The organism is Kitasatospora sp. NPDC051702, assembly GCF_040681575.1.
Lineage (GTDB): Bacteria > Actinomycetota > Actinomycetes > Streptomycetales > Streptomycetaceae > Kitasatospora.
The window spans coordinates 56,981-72,215 of sequence record NZ_JBFAZB010000037.1 but is presented as its reverse complement, the minus strand read 5'-3'; the positions used below and the strand labels follow the sequence as shown (position 1 = coordinate 72,215).

The 15,235-nt window shown below is 74.5% G+C and carries 11 protein-coding genes; 8 read left to right on the top strand and 3 right to left on the bottom strand.

The window, feature by feature from the left end:
- The first annotated feature begins 89 nt into the window (after positions 1–89).
- The 4 genes from AB0N04_RS26970 (at position 90) to AB0N04_RS26955 (ending at position 5,544) form a co-directional block, all read left to right on the top strand.
- Positions 90–1,478 carry an ABC transporter substrate-binding protein gene (locus AB0N04_RS26970; protein WP_360212304.1) on the top strand — a complete coding sequence of 463 codons (1,389 nt, stop codon included), beginning with the start codon at positions 90–92 and terminating at the stop codon, positions 1,476–1,478.
- 231 nt (positions 1,479–1,709) lie between these two features.
- Positions 1,710–2,732: a sugar ABC transporter permease gene (locus tag AB0N04_RS26965; RefSeq protein WP_360212302.1), complete on the top strand. Its 1,023-nt coding sequence runs from the start codon at positions 1,710–1,712 to the stop codon at positions 2,730–2,732.
- Positions 2,729–3,670 carry a carbohydrate ABC transporter permease gene (locus AB0N04_RS26960; protein WP_360212300.1) on the top strand — a complete coding sequence of 314 codons (942 nt, stop codon included), beginning with the start codon at positions 2,729–2,731 and terminating at the stop codon, positions 3,668–3,670. Before AB0N04_RS26965 ends, AB0N04_RS26960 begins: the two co-directional genes overlap by 4 nt.
- Positions 3,671–3,834: 164 nt before the next feature.
- Entirely contained in the window at positions 3,835–5,544 is a 1,710-nt protein-coding gene (locus tag AB0N04_RS26955; RefSeq protein ID WP_360212298.1) for a DUF4153 domain-containing protein, read from the top strand.
- 127 nt (positions 5,545–5,671) lie between these two features.
- On the opposite strand, the gene AB0N04_RS26950 is transcribed toward AB0N04_RS26955, so the two are convergent.
- Positions 5,672–7,213, bottom strand: coding sequence for an MFS transporter (locus AB0N04_RS26950; protein ID WP_360212341.1), 1,542 nt, complete (start codon positions 7,211–7,213; stop codon positions 5,672–5,674).
- 392 nt (positions 7,214–7,605) lie between these two features.
- Here AB0N04_RS26950 and AB0N04_RS26945 point away from each other — a divergent pair, with 392 nt between their 5' ends.
- The 3 genes from AB0N04_RS26945 (at position 7,606) to AB0N04_RS26935 (ending at position 9,827) form a co-directional block, all read left to right on the top strand.
- Positions 7,606–8,157 carry a TetR/AcrR family transcriptional regulator gene (locus AB0N04_RS26945; protein WP_360212296.1) on the top strand — a complete coding sequence of 184 codons (552 nt, stop codon included), beginning with the start codon at positions 7,606–7,608 and terminating at the stop codon, positions 8,155–8,157.
- Between the two features lie 211 nt (positions 8,158–8,368).
- Positions 8,369–9,067, top strand: coding sequence for a ribonuclease HII (locus tag AB0N04_RS26940; protein ID WP_360212294.1), 699 nt, complete (start codon positions 8,369–8,371; stop codon positions 9,065–9,067).
- 100 nt (positions 9,068–9,167) lie between these two features.
- Positions 9,168–9,827, top strand: coding sequence for a hypothetical protein (locus AB0N04_RS26935; RefSeq protein ID WP_360212292.1), 660 nt, complete (start codon positions 9,168–9,170; stop codon positions 9,825–9,827).
- A gap of 252 nt (positions 9,828–10,079) precedes the next feature.
- Here the strand turns inward: AB0N04_RS26935 and AB0N04_RS26930 are convergent, their stop codons facing one another.
- Positions 10,080–10,796: a hypothetical protein gene (locus tag AB0N04_RS26930; RefSeq protein WP_360212291.1), complete on the bottom strand. Its 717-nt coding sequence runs from the start codon at positions 10,794–10,796 to the stop codon at positions 10,080–10,082.
- Positions 10,797–11,154: 358 nt separating this feature from the next.
- Positions 11,155–13,353 carry a RecQ family ATP-dependent DNA helicase gene (locus tag AB0N04_RS26925; RefSeq protein ID WP_360212290.1) on the bottom strand — a complete coding sequence of 733 codons (2,199 nt, stop codon included), beginning with the start codon at positions 13,351–13,353 and terminating at the stop codon, positions 11,155–11,157.
- 228 nt (positions 13,354–13,581) lie between these two features.
- On the opposite strand from AB0N04_RS26925, the gene AB0N04_RS26920 reads away from it, so the two are divergent.
- A complete protein-coding gene (locus AB0N04_RS26920) occupies positions 13,582–15,177 on the top strand; it encodes a DUF4192 family protein (protein ID WP_360212288.1) in 1,596 nt (531 codons plus the stop codon).
- Positions 15,178–15,235 lie beyond the last annotated feature (58 nt).

Here is a 15,235-nt window from a genome sequence, read left to right as displayed (position 1 = left end):
CGTCCGAGATCTCGGCGGAACCATCTCCGGTACAGCGCAATGTCGTTCAGCCCACAGCCCGGCAGCACGCCCTGGCGAGGAGGACCGCATTGACCCTCAACCCGACCGCGCCGTCCACGAGTTCACGCCGCCGCCTGGTCGCCGTGCCCGCCCTGCTGGCGGCCCTGGCCCTGACCGCGGCCTGCTCCAACAGCTCCGGCGGTTCGGGTGGCGGCGGTGACGGAGCCGCCCCGTCGCTGACCGGCGACTGTGCCAAGTACCAGCCGTACGCGGGGCATTCGGGCACCACGGTGACGATGTTCGCCTCGATCCTGAGCCCGGAGTCGGACAACCTGGAGAAGTCCTGGGCCGAGTTCAGCAGATGCACCGGCATCAAGATCAGCTACGAGGGCTCGAACGACTTCGAGTCCCAGCTGCCGGTCCGGGTGGCCGGCGGCAACACCCCGGACTTCGCGATCGTCCCGCAGCCCGGCCTGCTGGCGCAGATGGTGAAGAGCGGCAAGGTGGTGAAGCCGCCCGCGCAGACGGTCAGCAACGAGGACCGCTGGAGCCCGGTGTGGAAGACCTACGGCTCGGTCAACGGCACGTTCTACGCGGCGCCGATGAGCGCCAACATGAAGTCGCTGGTCTGGTACTCGCCGAAGGCCTTCCGGGCGGCCGGGTACGAGGTGCCGAAGACCTGGGCGGACCTGATGGCGCTCAGCGACCGGATCGCCAAGGCCGGCGCCACCAAGCCGTGGTGCGGCGGCATCGCCTCCGGCACCGCGACCGGCTGGCCGGCCACCGACTGGCTGGAGGAGGTGGTGCTGGGCACGTACGGCGGTGACGTCTACGACCAGTGGGTGGGCCACAAGGTGAAGTTCTCCGACGAGAAGATCACCACGGCGATGCGGACCGTGGCCGACTGGATGCAGAACCCGGCCTGGGTCAACGGCGGCTACGGCGACGTCAAGTCGATCGCCACCACGACCTTCCAGGACGCGGGCGCGCCGATCCTCAGCGGCAAGTGCGCGATGCTCCAGCAGGCCTCGTTCTACAAGGCGCAGTGGCCCAAGGACACCAAGGTCGGCCCGGACGGCGACGTCTTCGCCTTCCAGCTGCCGGCGGTGAACCCGGCCGTCCCCAACCCGGTCGAGGGCGGTGGCGAGTTCCTGGCCGCGTTCGCGAACCGGCCCGAGGTGCAGGCGGTGCAGAACTACCTGTCCAGCTCGGAGTGGGCGAGCAGTCGGGTGCGGACCGCGACCGGCTGGGTCTCGGCCAACCAGGGCGTGGACAAGAGCCTCTACACCGATCCGGTCGACCGGCTGTCGGCGGACGCGCTCACCGACCCGGCGGCGACCTTCCGCTTCGACGGCTCCGACCTGATGCCGGCCGCCGTCGGCGCGGGGCAGGAGTGGAAGTCGCTGACGGCCTGGTTCGCGGAGGGGCAGTCGATCCAGAAGACCGCGGCCGACATCGACGCCGCCTGGCCGCAGTAGCCGCCGGGGTGCGGAGGCCGGTGGTGGCCTCCGCCACGGCGTCCCGCACCGGCGTCCACACCGGCCTCCGCACCGGCCTCCCGCCACAGCACCGCCGGCGCACCGGCGGGCGGCGGCCGCACCGGCGCCGGCCCGACCGGGCGCCACCAGGACCACCTGTCGAGGGCGGTGCGGGGCCACCCACCCGCACCGCCCGCCCCCTTCCCCGAGCACCAGGAGGGACGCACAGCCATGTCCGTACCCGCAACCCCGTCACCGTCCGCCGCGCTGGCCTCCGGCGCGTGGGGCGACGCGGCGGTCAAGTTCGGCAACAGCCTCGGCGCCGTGGCGGGCTTCCTCGGCATCCTGCTGCTGGTGTTCCTCGCGGCCGGCCGGGCCCGGGGCCGGCTCTCCCGCCCGCTGGCGGTGGCGGTCTTCCTCGGCCCGGCCGTGGTGCTGCTGTCGGTGGGCCTGGTGGTGCCGCTGGTCCGGACCGTCTACCTGAGCCTGCAGAACGACGACGGCACCCGGTTCGTCGGCGGGGAGAACTTCGGGTGGGCGCTCAGCACCGACTCGGTGCAGAAGGTGCTGGTCACCACGCTGCTGTGGCTGGTGGTCGCCCCGCTGGTGGCGACCGGGCTGGGGCTGGTGCTGGCGCTGCTGGTGGACCGGATGCGCGGCCAGGCGGTGTACAAGTCGCTGATCTTCATGCCGATGGCGATCTCGCTGGTCGGCGCCTCGATCATCTTCAAGTTCGTCTACGAGTCGCGCGGCGCGGGGCAGCCGCAGATCGGCCTGCTCAGCCAGCTGGCGATCGCCGCGGGCTGGGACGATCCGCCGAACTGGATGCTCTCGCAGCCGCTGAACACCTTCCTGCTGATGGCGGTGATGGTCTGGGTGCAGACGGGCTTCGCGATGGTGGTGCTGTCGGCGGCGATCAAGGCGATCCCGCACGAGGTGACCGAGGCGGCCCGGCTGGACGGTGCGGGCGGGGTGCGGCTGTTCTGGTACGTCACCGTGCCGATGATCCGCACCACGCTGGTGGTGGTGCTGACCACCATCATGATCATCACCCTGAAGGCCTTCGACATCGTCCGCACCATGACCGGCGGCAACTTCGGCACCCAGGTGCTGGCCAACGAGATGTACTCGCAGTCCTTCGTGCAGTTCAACACCGGCCGGGGCGGCGCCCTGGCGGTGATCCTCTTCCTCGCGGTGCTGCCCCTGGTGGCCTACAACATCGTCCAGCTGCGGAAGGAGCGTCGGGTCCGATGAGCGGACGCATCACCGACAAGCGCGTGCGCGCCCCGCACGGCAGCCCGGTCCGGAAGGCCTTCAGCAGCCCGTTGGCCTCGGTCTTCGTGATCGCGGTGACCGTCCTGTGGACGATCCCGACCCTGGGCCTGCTGGTGACCTCGCTGCGCCCCAAGCAGGACGTCACCGCGAACGGCTGGTGGAACGCCCTGCTCCACCCGGACCTCGGGCTCGACAACTACCACACGGTGCTGTTCGAGGGCGGCTTCGGCGTCTCGACCGGACTGATGCCCTTCCTGGTCAACTCGCTGGCGATCAGTGTCCCGGCCACGCTCTTCCCGCTGGTGCTGGCCGCGATGGCGGCCTACGGGCTGGCCTGGGTGAGGTTCCGGGGGAGCGACACGGTGTTCTTCGCCGTGTTCGCGCTCCAGGTGGTTCCGATCCAGATGGCGCTGATCCCGCTGCTGCGGCTGTTCTCCGGGGGCGCGCACCTCGGCTCGCTGACGCTGGTCCCGGCGGTGGACCTGAAGGGCAGCTACGCGCCGGTCTGGCTGGCGCACACCATGTTCGCGCTGCCGCTCGCGGTGTTCCTGCTGCACAACTTCATCGCCCAGCTGCCGCGCGACCTGATGGAGGCGGCGGTGGTGGACGGCGCCTCGCACTTCAAGATCTTCCGGTCGATCGTGCTGCCGCTCTGCACCCCGGCGCTGGCCTCGTTCGCGATCTTCCAGTTCCTCTGGGTCTGGAACGACCTGCTGGTCGCGCTCACCTTCGCCGGCGGCACGCCGGAGGTGGCGCCGATGACGGTCCGGCTGGCGCAGCTGTCCGGGTCCTTCGGCGGGCGCTGGGAGCTGCTGACGGCCGGGGCGTTCCTGTCGATCATCGTGCCGCTGATCGTCTTCTTCAGCCTGCAGCGCTACTTCGTCCGGGGGCTGCTGGCCGGATCGGTCAAGGGGTAGCCGGGGGCGGACGGGTGGTCAGGGGGTTCTGAACGCGTTCAGAAGTGATTTTTGAACTTGTTCAGAATGGTCTACAGTCGGCTGCATCCGCGGTGCCGGGAGCGCCGCCGGCGGGCTGCCCCCGGGGCGGCTTCCGCATGCCCACCGACCACTGAGGGGGACTCATGTCCGGTCCGTCCACGCCCGCGTCCGAGCCCGACCGGCCGTCCGCGTCCACGCCCGCGTCCGAGCCCGACCGGCCGTCCGCGTCCACGCCCGCGTCCGAGCCCGACCAGCCGTTCGGTCCGGCGTCCGGCCCGGTCGGCGCCTCCGTGCCCGGCCCGCACTGGGGGGCCGGCGCACCCGTCCCGTCCTGCTCCCTCTGGCTGCGCCCGAGCGACCCCGGGCGCAAGGTGGCCGCCACGCCCCGCGTCCTCCTCCTCGCGCTGCTCACCGGGCTGCTGACGTCCTGGCTGCTGAACGACGGCCTCGGCGCCAACCTGCTGGTCTGCGCTGCCGGCACCGCCGCCGCGGCGGGTCTGGCCGCCCGTGCGGCGGGCCGCCGCATCCGGCCCTGGACGGTCGTGTGGAGCCTGCTCGCCGCCGCCCTGCTCGTCGTCCCGGCGCTCTGGGAGGCGGGCTGGCCCGTGACGCTGGCCGTCGTGTGCGCGCTCGGACTGGCCTCGCTCGCGCTGCACGGCGGCCGCCGCTGGCCGGGCGTCCTGCTCCCGCTGCCCGCGATCCTCTGGCAGCTGCCGCCGGGGGTGCTCTGGCTCGTCGACGGCCTGCGCGGCCGGAGCCTGCCCGGCCGCGGCCGGATCGTGCCGGTGTTCAAGGCGCTCGCGGTCGCCGCCGTCCTGCTCACCGTCTTCGGCGTGCTGTTCGCGGGCGCCGACGCCGCCATGGCGGACCTGCTCTCCGGGCTCAGCCCCAGCCTCGACCTCGACCGGGTGCCGCTGCGCTTCGTGCTGTTCGTGCTCGGGGCGCTCACCGCGCTCGGGTTCGCCCACATCGCGGCCGGCCCGCGACGCTGGGACCGCACGGTCGTCCGGCCCGGCCGGGCCCGGGGCCGGCTGGAGTGGGCCCTGCCGCTGGTCGCGCTCAACCTGATGTTCGGCGTCTTCGCGGTGATCCAGGCCGTGGTCGTGCTCGGCGGTGCGGACGCCGTCCTGCGCAACACCGGGATGAGTCGCTCCGAGTACGCCCGGCAGGGCTTCTGGCAGCTCAGCGCGATCACCGTGCTGACCCTGGCCGTGGTGGCGGTCGCCAAGCGCTGGGCGCCGCGCGCCACCCCGGCCGACCGGCGGGTGGCGCGGATCCTGCTCGGCGCGCTCTGCCTGCTCGCCCTGGTCGTGGTCGCCTCGGCGCTCGGCCGGATGTGGTTCTACGTCGACGCCTCCGGGCTGACCAGGCTGCGGCTCTGGGTCCTGGTGGTGGAGGGCTGGCTCGGCGTCGTCTTCCTGCTGCTGATCACCGCGGGCCTGACCCGCGGGGCCGGCTGGCTGCCGCGCGCCGTGCTCCTCAGCGGCATGCTGTCGGTCGCGGCCTACGGGCTTGCCGGCCCGGACGCGATCATCGCGGAGCAGAACGTCTCCCGGTACGAGCGGGCGCTCGCCGCCGATCCGCAGACCGCGCGGATCGACCTGCGCAACGTCCGCGACCTCTCGGCCGACGCGGTGCCCGCGCTGGACCGGCTGCCCGGCGCCCAGCGGACCTGCGCGCTGCAGGTGATCGCGGCGGACCTCGCGGACCACCCGAAGCCCTGGTACGCCGCCGGCGCCTCGGCCGCCCGGGCCCGGGAGATCCTGGCGCAGCGGCCCGCGGTGGAGCGGCCGACGGGCGGGCGCAGTGCCTGCGAGCAGGCCGGGATGCCGTTCGAGGACATCTGGTACTGACGCCGGGGCCCGCACCGCCGGTGAGGGTGGGGGAAACGGCCGGGCCGGCCGGGAGCGTGGTGCTCCCGGCCGGCCCGGTGGCGGTGTGCCGCGGCGGGTGGTGGCCCGCGGTGCGGTGCGGCGGGGCTCAGTGCATCGCGACGCCGGCGGTCTGGCTGGGCAGGTCGCTGGCCTTGGCCTTGATCACGAAGACCGCGACGATCAGCGCCAGCCCGGCGAGCACGGCGCCCACGATGAACCCGTGCGAGATGCCCTGGGCGAGGACGGAGTTGGCGGCCTCGGTGCCCTTCGGGAACTCGTGGTGCTGCTGGAAGTAGGCCAGCTGGTCCGGAGTGGCCGACGACATGAAGCCGGGCGCCTGGGCCTTGCCCTCGGCGGTGGCGTAGTGCGCGAAGACCGTGGTCAGGATCGACAGGCCGAGCGAACCACCGATCTGCTGCATCGAGTTGAGCAGACCGGACGCGGCGCCGGTCTCCTCCCCGGCCACACCCGCGACCGAGAGCAGCATCACCGGGACGAAGATCAGGCCCATGCCGAAGCCGAAGATCACCGTGGGGCCGAGCACCCCGTCGACGTAGCCGCTGTCCTTGCTCATCTGGGTGAGCCAGGTGAGGCCGACGGTGACCAGCAGCGCGCCGCCCGCCATGAACGGCTTCGGGCCGTACTTGGCCTGGAGGGAGGAGGCGAGCTGCGCCGCGATGATGATCGCCACGCTGATCGGGAGGAAGGAGACGCCGGCCTTCAGCGGGCTGTAGCCGAGCGGGCCCTGCACGAAGAGCGTGATGTAGAAGAAGATGCCGAACATGGCCGCGGCCAGGCAGAGCATCATCACCAGGCCGCCGGTGCGGTTGCGGTCGGCGAACAGGTGCAGCGGGGTGATCGGCTGGTCGGTGCGCCGCTCGATCACCAGGAACGCGGCCAGCAGCAGGGCGCCGGCGGCGAACGAGCCGAGCGTGACGCTGTCCGACCAGCCGTCCGAGGCGGCCCGGATGAACCCGTAGACCAGACCGACCAGGCCCAGCGTCGAGGTCAGCGCGCCCGGCAGGTCGAAGCGGCCCGCGGTGCGCTCGGACTCGGCGATGTAGCGGGGTGCGGCGAGCGCGATCAGGGCCGCGATCGGTACGTTGACGAAGAAGACCCAGCGCCAGTCCAGGTACTCGGTGAGCAGACCGCCGGCCAGCAGGCCGATCGCGGCGCCCGAGCCGGCCACCGCCGAGAACACGCCGAACGCCTTGTTGCGTTCCGGCCCCTCCTCGAAGTTGGTGGCGATCAGTGCGAAGGCCGTCGGTGAACAGATCGCGCCGCCGATGCCCTGGAGCGCGCGGGCCGCGAGCAGCATGCCGCCGTCCTGGGCGAAGCCGCCGAGCAGGGAGGCGAAGCCGAACAGCAGGGTGCCGAAGATGAACACCCGGCGGCGGCCGAGGATGTCGCCGGCGCGCCCGCCGAGCAGCAGCAGCCCGCCGAAGGTCAGCGTGTAGGCGTTGATGACCCACGACAGGTTGGTGGTGGAGAAGTTCAGCGCGTCCCGGATCTGCGGCAGCGCGATGTTCACGATGGTGGCGTCGAGCACCACCATCAGCTGGGTGGCCGCGATGACGGTCAGGGTGATGCCCTTGCCCCGGCCCTTCCCGCTCTGCGGTGGTGAGGTCTTGCTGAGTGTGTCGGAGATAGCCACGTGTTTGCCCCCTGCTGGCTATGTGCCTGGCTGTGTGCTGGGTGCTGCGTCCGCTGCGGACCGAGTGGTCCGGCGTGTCCCGCGTGTCCCGCGTTCTGGGTGCGGGCTGGCGCGGGCTAGGAAGGAACGGGATCGTTCACTAATCTGGACGATATCCTGGTTCCAATTGTGAACGCAAGCGTTCTCTAAGGGTGGTGGCGATGGAGCGGCTTGTGCGGCGCCTGACGGCGGACCGGGCGACCGGGAGGGCGGGCTCCCGCGCGCAGGAGGCGGGGGAGTCGCCCCCGCGGCCCGCGGCGCAGCCTGCCCCTGTACCCGTGCCCCACTGCCCGGTTCAGGTCGCCCGCGAGGCCCTCGCGCGGCCGGGCCGGCGGCGGGGGAAGGAGTTGGAGAACGCGATCTTCGAGGCCGCGCTCGACCAGCTCACCTCCGGCGGGTACGCGCGGCTGACGATGGAAGGGGTCGCCGGCGCGGCGCGGACCGGGAAGGCCGCGCTCTACCGGCGCTGGGCGTCCAAGGACGAGCTGGTCATCGACGCCCTGGACGCCACTCTGCCACGCCCCTACGACACCCCGGACCTCGGGTCCGCCCATCGTGAATTGCTCCAGCTCATCGAGGGGTTCACCGGGGCGATGGGCTCGCGGCCGGGCGCCGCCATCCAGGTGCTGATGGGCGAGATCGACCATGAACGGGCCGAGGTGTTCAAGGAGTTCATCACCCGGCGGGTGATCGAGCCGACCACGGAGACCATCCTGGCGATCCTGCGCCGGGGCGCCGAACGCGGTGACGTCCGGCCCGGCGCGGCCACCCCGGTCGTCGCGGACGTCGTCCCGGCGATGCTGCTCTACCAGGTGAAGATCTGCGGTCGGCGCAACCTCGGGCCGGAGTACGTGGCCCGGCTGGTGGACGACGTGCTGCTGCCGATCATCCGGGTCTGAGCGGGGACGGCGGGGGCGGCGGGGACGGCGGGAGCAGCGGGAGCAGCGGGCCGGTGGGTCCTGCGGCGGGCTTAGGCTGGATGTCGCCAGGGCGGACGAGTCGTTCGCGGCGGGTCCGCTCTCCCGGCGGCCCGCTCTCCCCGCGGGTCCGTTCGTCGGGTCCGGCCCGGCGAGCCCGTCCACCCCTCCTCCCGCCGAACGGAAGCCCCCGATGCCCATCGTCCCGCCGACGCACTCCGTCGAGCGCTCGCTCCGCCGCGCCGGCGCCAGGATCGTCGTCGGCCTGGACGAGGTCGGGCGCGGCGCCTGGGCCGGCCCGGTCACCGTGGGGGCCGCCGTCACCGGTCTGCGCAGGGCCCCGGAGGGGCTGACCGACTCCAAGCTGCTCACCGAGCTGCGCCGCCGCGCGCTGGCCCCGGTCCTCGCCGACTGGGTCACCGCGTACGCGCTCGGCCACGCCTCGCCGCAGGAGTGCGACGAGCTCGGCATGACGGCGGCGCTGCGGCTGGCCGCCGTCCGGGCCCTGGAGGCCCTGCCGGTCGAGCCCGACGCGGTGATCCTGGACGGCAAGCACGACTACCTGGGCGGCCCCTGGCGGGTGCGCACCGTGATCAAGGGCGACCAGTCCTGCATCTGCGTCTCCGCCGCCTCGGTGCTCGCCAAGGTCCACCGCGACGGCCTGATGGCCGAACTCGGCGAGGCGCACCCCGAGTACGGCTTCGCGGACAACGCCGGCTACCCGTCCCCGGTGCACCGGGCGGCCCTGGAGGAGCACGGCCCCACCGAGCAGCACCGGCTCTCCTGGGCGTACCTGGACGGGCTGCCGAAGTGGCGTCACCTGAAGCGCGTCCGGGAGGTTCCGGGTGCGCGCGAAGACTCCGCCGACGAACAGTTGACGCTCGGTTTCTGACGGTCCGTCGGAATTGCCCCGGGTGGGGGTGCCGACTCCGTGGTGCCCGATGGGTGGGGCGCCCGTGCGCGTTCGACCGGCATTTGATAGATATCCGGGTATGCCTGTCTTCCCCGAGGAGCCGGAGATTCACGAGAGCCTCCCGGGCCCCGGCGTTCCCTTCCCCCGCGAGTCGGACGCACAAGCCCTCCACACGCCCGCCAGCAGCGGCGCCACCGCCACCGCACCCACCACCGTCGCCGCCGTGCCGGTGCCCGGCCCCCGTCCGGCACCGCCGCGCGCGGCACCCCCGCGCTCCGACCGCCCCGGTCCGCCGCGGCTCATCCCCAAGCCCGGGCCGGCGCCGCGCCGTCCCGCCGAGGCCGTGCCGCAGGTCGAGGTCCAGCGGGTCGCCGCGGCCCCGGCCCAGGCGCTGGACCGCGCGGACGAGGCCGTCGACCGGCTGCTGGACGCCGGCCGCGACCCGGGCCAGATCCTGGTGCTGACGCTCGGCGAGGCGCACCCCTGGCAGCAGCACGAGCTCTCCTTCGGAGAGGAGCGCTACTGGGCGCAACTCGCCGAGGGCGGTGACGTGTTCTACGCCGACGCCGGGCTGGCCCGGCCGGTGAGCCGCGAGGTGGTCGTCCTGGTCGCCAACGGCGGCCCGGCCGCCCGGGCCGCCGAGGCCTACACCGCGGCCCTCGGCCGCGCGACCGCCCTGCTCGTGGTCTGCGGGGAGGCCGGTCCGGCCGCCGCGGCCGGACGCCCGGGCAGGGCCTGAACCCGACCGATCCACCCCGGGTCCGGTGCCGCACGGCACCGGGCCCGGGGTCCGTCGTACCCGGGGTCGGTCTTCCGGGACCGTCGTACCGGGCGTCGTCGCCCGGACCGGCCGAGCCCGTGGCGGACCGCCCCGTCCCGTTGTCGCCCCGTCGGCTCTGCCGTGCCGCGGTCGTCCTGTCGGGTGGGGCGCCGTCGGCCGCGCCGGAGTCGCGGGCGGCCGGCCCGGGGCGGCGCGAGCGGTGTCGGGAGGTCAGCGGGTGCCGGTGCGGCGGGCCGGTTCGACGGCGGTGACCCGCGCCGGGGGCCACGGGTGCTCGGACTGGCGGGAGTGCTGCGACCGGTCGCTCCGCTGGGCCCGCTCGGGCGCCTGGTGCCGGGCGCGCTGGGCGCGCGGCGTCTCCAGGGCCGAGCGCGGGGGCAGCTCCGTCACGGTGTGCACCGGCCCGTCGGCCCATGAACCCGCGTGCGGATCGCGCCCGCTGCGGCCGTCCCCGAGGACCTGCCAACCCGCCGGGGTGAGGCCGACGTAGGAGCCGCAGCGCAGCCCGTGCAGCGCGGACGCGTCGCGGAGCGCCCACATCCAGGCGCCGTCCTGCTCCGTCCAGCCGGGTGCGCCCTCGCGGCAGCGCAGCAGTACGGCCGTGCGGGCCGGCCGGGCCAGCCGCAGGTCGTGCGGGGTGATCTGGCGCAGCTGGGTGAGCAGGGCGTTGCGGTGCTGCCAGCCGTCGGTGTCGTGCGGCCAGGGCGCGAACGAGGCCGAGGCGGCCAGGTGGTGCAACGCGTCGAGGACGGCGACCACGACCGTGCCCGGTTGCGGCAGGTGACGCTGGTGCAGTTCCAGGACGAAGTCGCGCGGGTCGCGCAGCAACGGGATCCCCGAGGCGCTCCAGGTCTCCAGGTCCAGGAGCCGTCTGGGCGACGAACTCCGGGCGAGGGGATGCTGACCTCGGCCGATACCGTTGATCACGATCCTCCTTCCTGACCCACGGGCATGCGGGCGCCTGGGTACGACGAAGGCCGGGTCCAGCGGACCGGATTTCGGGTACGCGCCAATTCTCGCGGTAGTGGGGCCGGAGCGGCAACGATGAAATGATGAACGCCACCCGAAAGCCCATGTTCTGCCGGATATGTTCCAGGGCGGCCCGAGCCTCGCTCAGGCGGCGCCGGACCATGATCCGGGCGTCGCGTGAGCGCCCGGTGGACCGCCGTCCGTGCGGTGACCACTCCTTTTTCCGATCACGCCGTCCGGCGGGTCCGTGAGGCTCCGACTTTCTCCCTTCGTTAGGCCATTCGAGTGAGGGCGTGTCGGTGGGCGACCGCTGGTGTCACCCCTGCACGGCCAGCACCAGGGGCAGCACCGCGCTCGCCCCGGCCCGGCGCAGCAGCCGGGCGGCGACCGTGACCGTCCACCCCGAGTCGACCAGGTCGTCCACCAGCAGCACCGGCCCGCCGGCCGCGGCCACCGCCTGGGCGACCTCCGGCGGCAGCACCAGCGCGCCGGCCAGCGAGTGCAGCCGCTGGGCGCTGTTGCTGCGGGCACCGTGCGGCGGCCGGCCGTCGGCGTACTCGATCCGGCCCAGCAACGGCATCCGCCCGATCTCGGCGATGCGCGCGCCGAGGCTGTCCACCAGGCGGGGCCTGGTGGACGAGGCCATCGTCACCACGCCCACCGGCCGTTCCAGCCGGGTGCCCTCCGCCGTCGCGGGCCCCGCCCAGCCGCCCGGGCCGCGGGCCCAGTCCGCCAGCACCGCCACCAGGGCGTCCACCGCCTCGCCGGGCACCGGCGCGTCCGGGGCCTGCTCGGCGAGCAGGGTGCGCAGCCGGGTGCCCCAGCCGATGTCGGAGAGCCGACCGAGCGCCCGCCCGTTCTCCGCCTGCTCGCCCGCCGGGATCCGGCCCTTCAGCGGCACGCCCACCGCGTCCATCCCGGTCGGCCAGAGCCGGCGCGGCTCGAAGCTGACGCCCGGGCGGCCGAGCGCGGCCCGGGCCGCCTCCAGCGCCGCGGCCGAGACCTCCGGGGTGTGCAGCGGCCCCGCGCAGTTGTCGCACCGGCCGCAGGGCCGGGCCTGGTCGTCGTCGAGCTGGCGGCGCAGGAACTCCATCCGGCAGCCGGTGGTCGACGCGTACTCGCGCATCGCCCGCTGCTCGGCCTCGCGGGAGGCGGCGACCTTGGCGTACCGGTCGGTGTCGTACGCCCAGCTCTGGCCGGTGGCCGTCCAGCCGCCCTTGACCCGGCGGACGGCGCCGTCCACGTCGAGCACCTTGAGCATGGTCTCCAGCCGGGTGCGGCGCAGGTCCACCCGGGGCTCCAGGGCGGCGGTGGAGAGCGGCCGGCCGGCTCCGGCCAGCGCGTCGATGGTGCGGCGGACCTGCTCCTCGGGCGGGAAGGCCAGCGAGGCGAAGTAGCGCCAGATCGCCTCGTCCTCGCGGCCGGGCAGCAGCAGCACCTCGGCCCGGTCGACGCCGCGCCCGGCCCGGCCGACCTGCTGGTAGTAGGCGATCGGCGAGCTGGGCGAGCCGAGGTGCACCACGAAGCCGAGGTCGGGCTTGTCGAAGCCCATGCCCAGCGCGGAGGTGGCGACCAGCGCCTTGACCCGGTTGGCCAGCAGGTCGGCCTCGGCGGTGCGGCGCTCGGCGTCCTCGGTGCGGCCGGAGTACGAGGCCACCGGGAAGCCCCGCTCGCGCAGGAAGGCCGTGACCTCCTCGGCCGCGGCCACCGTCAGGGTGTAGACGATGCCCGAGCCGGGCAACCGGTCGAGGTGGTCGGCCAGCCAGGCCAGCCGGTGCGCGGGGTCGGGCAGGGCCAGGACGCCGAGGGTCAGGCTCTCCCGGTCGAGCGGACCGCGCAGCACCAGGGCGCGCTCGTCGGTGCCGCCGGTGCCGAGCTGCTCGGCGACGTCCGCGGTGACCCGGGCGTTGGCGGTGGCGGTGGTGGCCAGCACGGGGACGCCGGGCGGGAGCTCGGCGAGCATCGTGCGCAGCCGGCGGTAGTCGGGGCGGAAGTCGTGGCCCCAGTCCGAGATGCAGTGGGCCTCGTCGACCACCAGCAGCCCGGTGGAGGCGGCGAGCTTGGGCAGCACCTGGTCGCGGAAGTCGGGGTTGTTCAGCCGCTCGGGGCTGACCAGCAGGACGTCGACCTTCCCGGCGGAGACCTCGGCCTGGACCTCGTCCCACTCGTCGGTGTTGGCGGAGTTGATCGTCCGGGCGTGGATGCCGGCCCGGGCCGCCGAGTCGACCTGGTTGCGCATCAGGGCGAGCAGCGGGGAGACGATCACGGTGGGCCCCGCGCCGCGGGCCCTGAGCAGGGCGGTGGCGATGAAGTAGACCGCGGACTTCCCCCAGCCGGTGCGCTGCACGACGAGGGCGCGCCGGTGGTCGACCACGAGGGCCTCGATGGCCGTCCACTGGTCCTCGCGCAGGGCGGCCCCGGGCCCGGCGAGCTCGCGCAGGACGGCCTCGGCCCGCGCCCGGACCTCGGCGCGGTCGTCGGCGGTGGCGGTGGTGTGGTTCTCGGGCTGCTGCATGGCGTCCATGTAACCCCGAGCCGCCGACAAGGGGCGAATGCCGGGGTGGCGGAGGTGGTGGAGCCGGGATGTATTTCATCCGCTCTTCCGCTGAACGGGCGCTGACTTTCACCCGCAGGAGTGGCCGCGATGAGCGCCGAATGAGTGAAGCGAAAAAAGAGGGCGGAGTTATCCACAGGAAATGAGAAAGATCCGACGGGTCTTCCGGATTGCGCGACCCTTCCGGTCATGAACGCCATGAACAACGACCCCGTCGTCCTGTCCCTCGGCCCGGCCTCCGGCCACCGGCCGGTCACCCTGCGCGGCCCGGCCGACATGGCCGAGCTGCTCCCCTACCTCCTGGGGTTCTACCCCGACGACAGCATCGTGGCGGTCGGCCTCCAGGGCCCCGGCCTGCGCCAGGGCGGCGTGATCCGGGCGGACGTGCCGGATTCGCCCGAGCACTGGCCGGCGGCCGCGGACGAGACGGCCGCACTGCTGCTCGCCCTCTCCGAGCGCCACGGGGACCGCCCGCACCAGGTGCTCCTCTACCTCTGCCGGGACTCCACCGCCGCGCACGCCCCGCCGGCCGTGGAGGGCCTGCGTCCGTTGGCGGACGCCCTGCGCGCGGCCTTCGCGCGCAGGGGAGTGGCGGTCAAGGAGTCGCTCTGCGTCTCCGACGGCCGCTGGTGGTCCTTCCTCTGCCGCCGCGAGGGCTGCTGCGATCCGGCGGGCAACCCGGTCCACCGGGTGCCCGGCCCGGGCGCGGCGGCCGCCGCCGCGGCCTTCGCCGGACTCGCCCCGCGCGGCAGCCGCAAGGCGATCATCGGCGGGCTGGCGCCGGTCGGGCCGCCGGCCGCGGAGGCCCAGCGGGCGGCGCTCGCCCGGGCCGGCGCGGGGGCCGCCGCGGCCGGTGAGAGCCGGGGTCCGGCCGCTGCCGCGTCCCGGGAGCGGGGCGGCGAGCTGCTCGACCAGGTCTTCGCCGAGTTCGCGGCCGGCGCCCGCGAGGTCGACGAGGAGCGGGCGGCCCGGCTGCTGGTCGCCCTGCGCGACCGGCGCACCAGGGACCGCGGTGTGGAGTACAGCCGCCCCGCCGAGCTGGCGCCCGCCGAGCGGCTCTGGCGCTTCCTGGCCCGGCGCGCGGTGCCGCCCTACGAGGGCTGCGCGGTGGCCCCGCTGACTCTGCTGGCCTGGGCCTCCTGGGTCGCGGGGGACACCGCGACGGCCCGCGTGGTGCTCGGCCACGTCCTCCGGCTCGACCCCTCCTACCTACTGGCGGAGCTGCTGTACGAGTCCCTGAACGACGGCATGGCGCCCGACGGCCTGCTCGCGGCCGTCGAGGCGCAGCGCCGGCGGCGCGAGGCGGGCGGGCCCGCCCCGGCGCCGGTCGGCGAGCCCGCGCGGACCCCCGCGCCGGCGCCGACACCCGCCCGGGATCCGGACCTCGACGGGGAGCCGCCGGCCGCCACGGGCCCGGGCGGCGGGCCCGGCGGGCGGCCCGGTCCCTCAGGTGCCGGGCGCGGTCGCCGCGGCGCCAGGCGGAAGGCGGCTCGGGCCGGTCGGGCCGCCCGGGTCGCGTCGACGGAGGGCGGGCGCGGCGCCGCAGGTCCGTCCGCTCCCGACCCGGGCCCCTCCGGGGCGGCGCCGGAGCAGGCGGGCCCGGGGGCGCTCGCCCTGCTCCCGGTGCCCGGGCGCGCCCCGGGCGGACTCCGGGAGAGGTCCTCCCGGGGCCTGCGGCTCGGCCGGGCGTCGGCGGGCGGGTCGGCGGCCGTGCCGCACGCCGGCGGGCGCCACCGGTGCCGGGGCGTGCGGAGGGCGGCGAGGGGGGTCAGGCGTGCGCAGTGACCTCGGCTGCGGGCCGCCGCGGGCGGCCCGCAGCCGGGCCGCCCGGCTCGGCCGGTGG

Coding starts and splice junctions, on each gene's coding strand:
- AB0N04_RS26960 (WP_360212300.1), top strand. CDS start 2,729: ATGAGCGGACGCATCACCGACAAGCGCGTGCGCGCCCCGCACGGCAGC.
- AB0N04_RS26965 (WP_360212302.1), top strand. CDS start 1,710: ATGTCCGTACCCGCAACCCCGTCACCGTCCGCCGCGCTGGCCTCCGGC.
- AB0N04_RS26920 (WP_360212288.1), top strand. CDS start 13,582: ATGAACGCCATGAACAACGACCCCGTCGTCCTGTCCCTCGGCCCGGCC.
- AB0N04_RS26935 (WP_360212292.1), top strand. CDS start 9,168: ATGCCTGTCTTCCCCGAGGAGCCGGAGATTCACGAGAGCCTCCCGGGC.
- AB0N04_RS26925 (WP_360212290.1), bottom strand. CDS start 13,353: ATGCAGCAGCCCGAGAACCACACCACCGCCACCGCCGACGACCGCGCC.
- AB0N04_RS26940 (WP_360212294.1), top strand. CDS start 8,369: ATGCCCATCGTCCCGCCGACGCACTCCGTCGAGCGCTCGCTCCGCCGC.
- AB0N04_RS26955 (WP_360212298.1), top strand. CDS start 3,835: ATGTCCGGTCCGTCCACGCCCGCGTCCGAGCCCGACCGGCCGTCCGCG.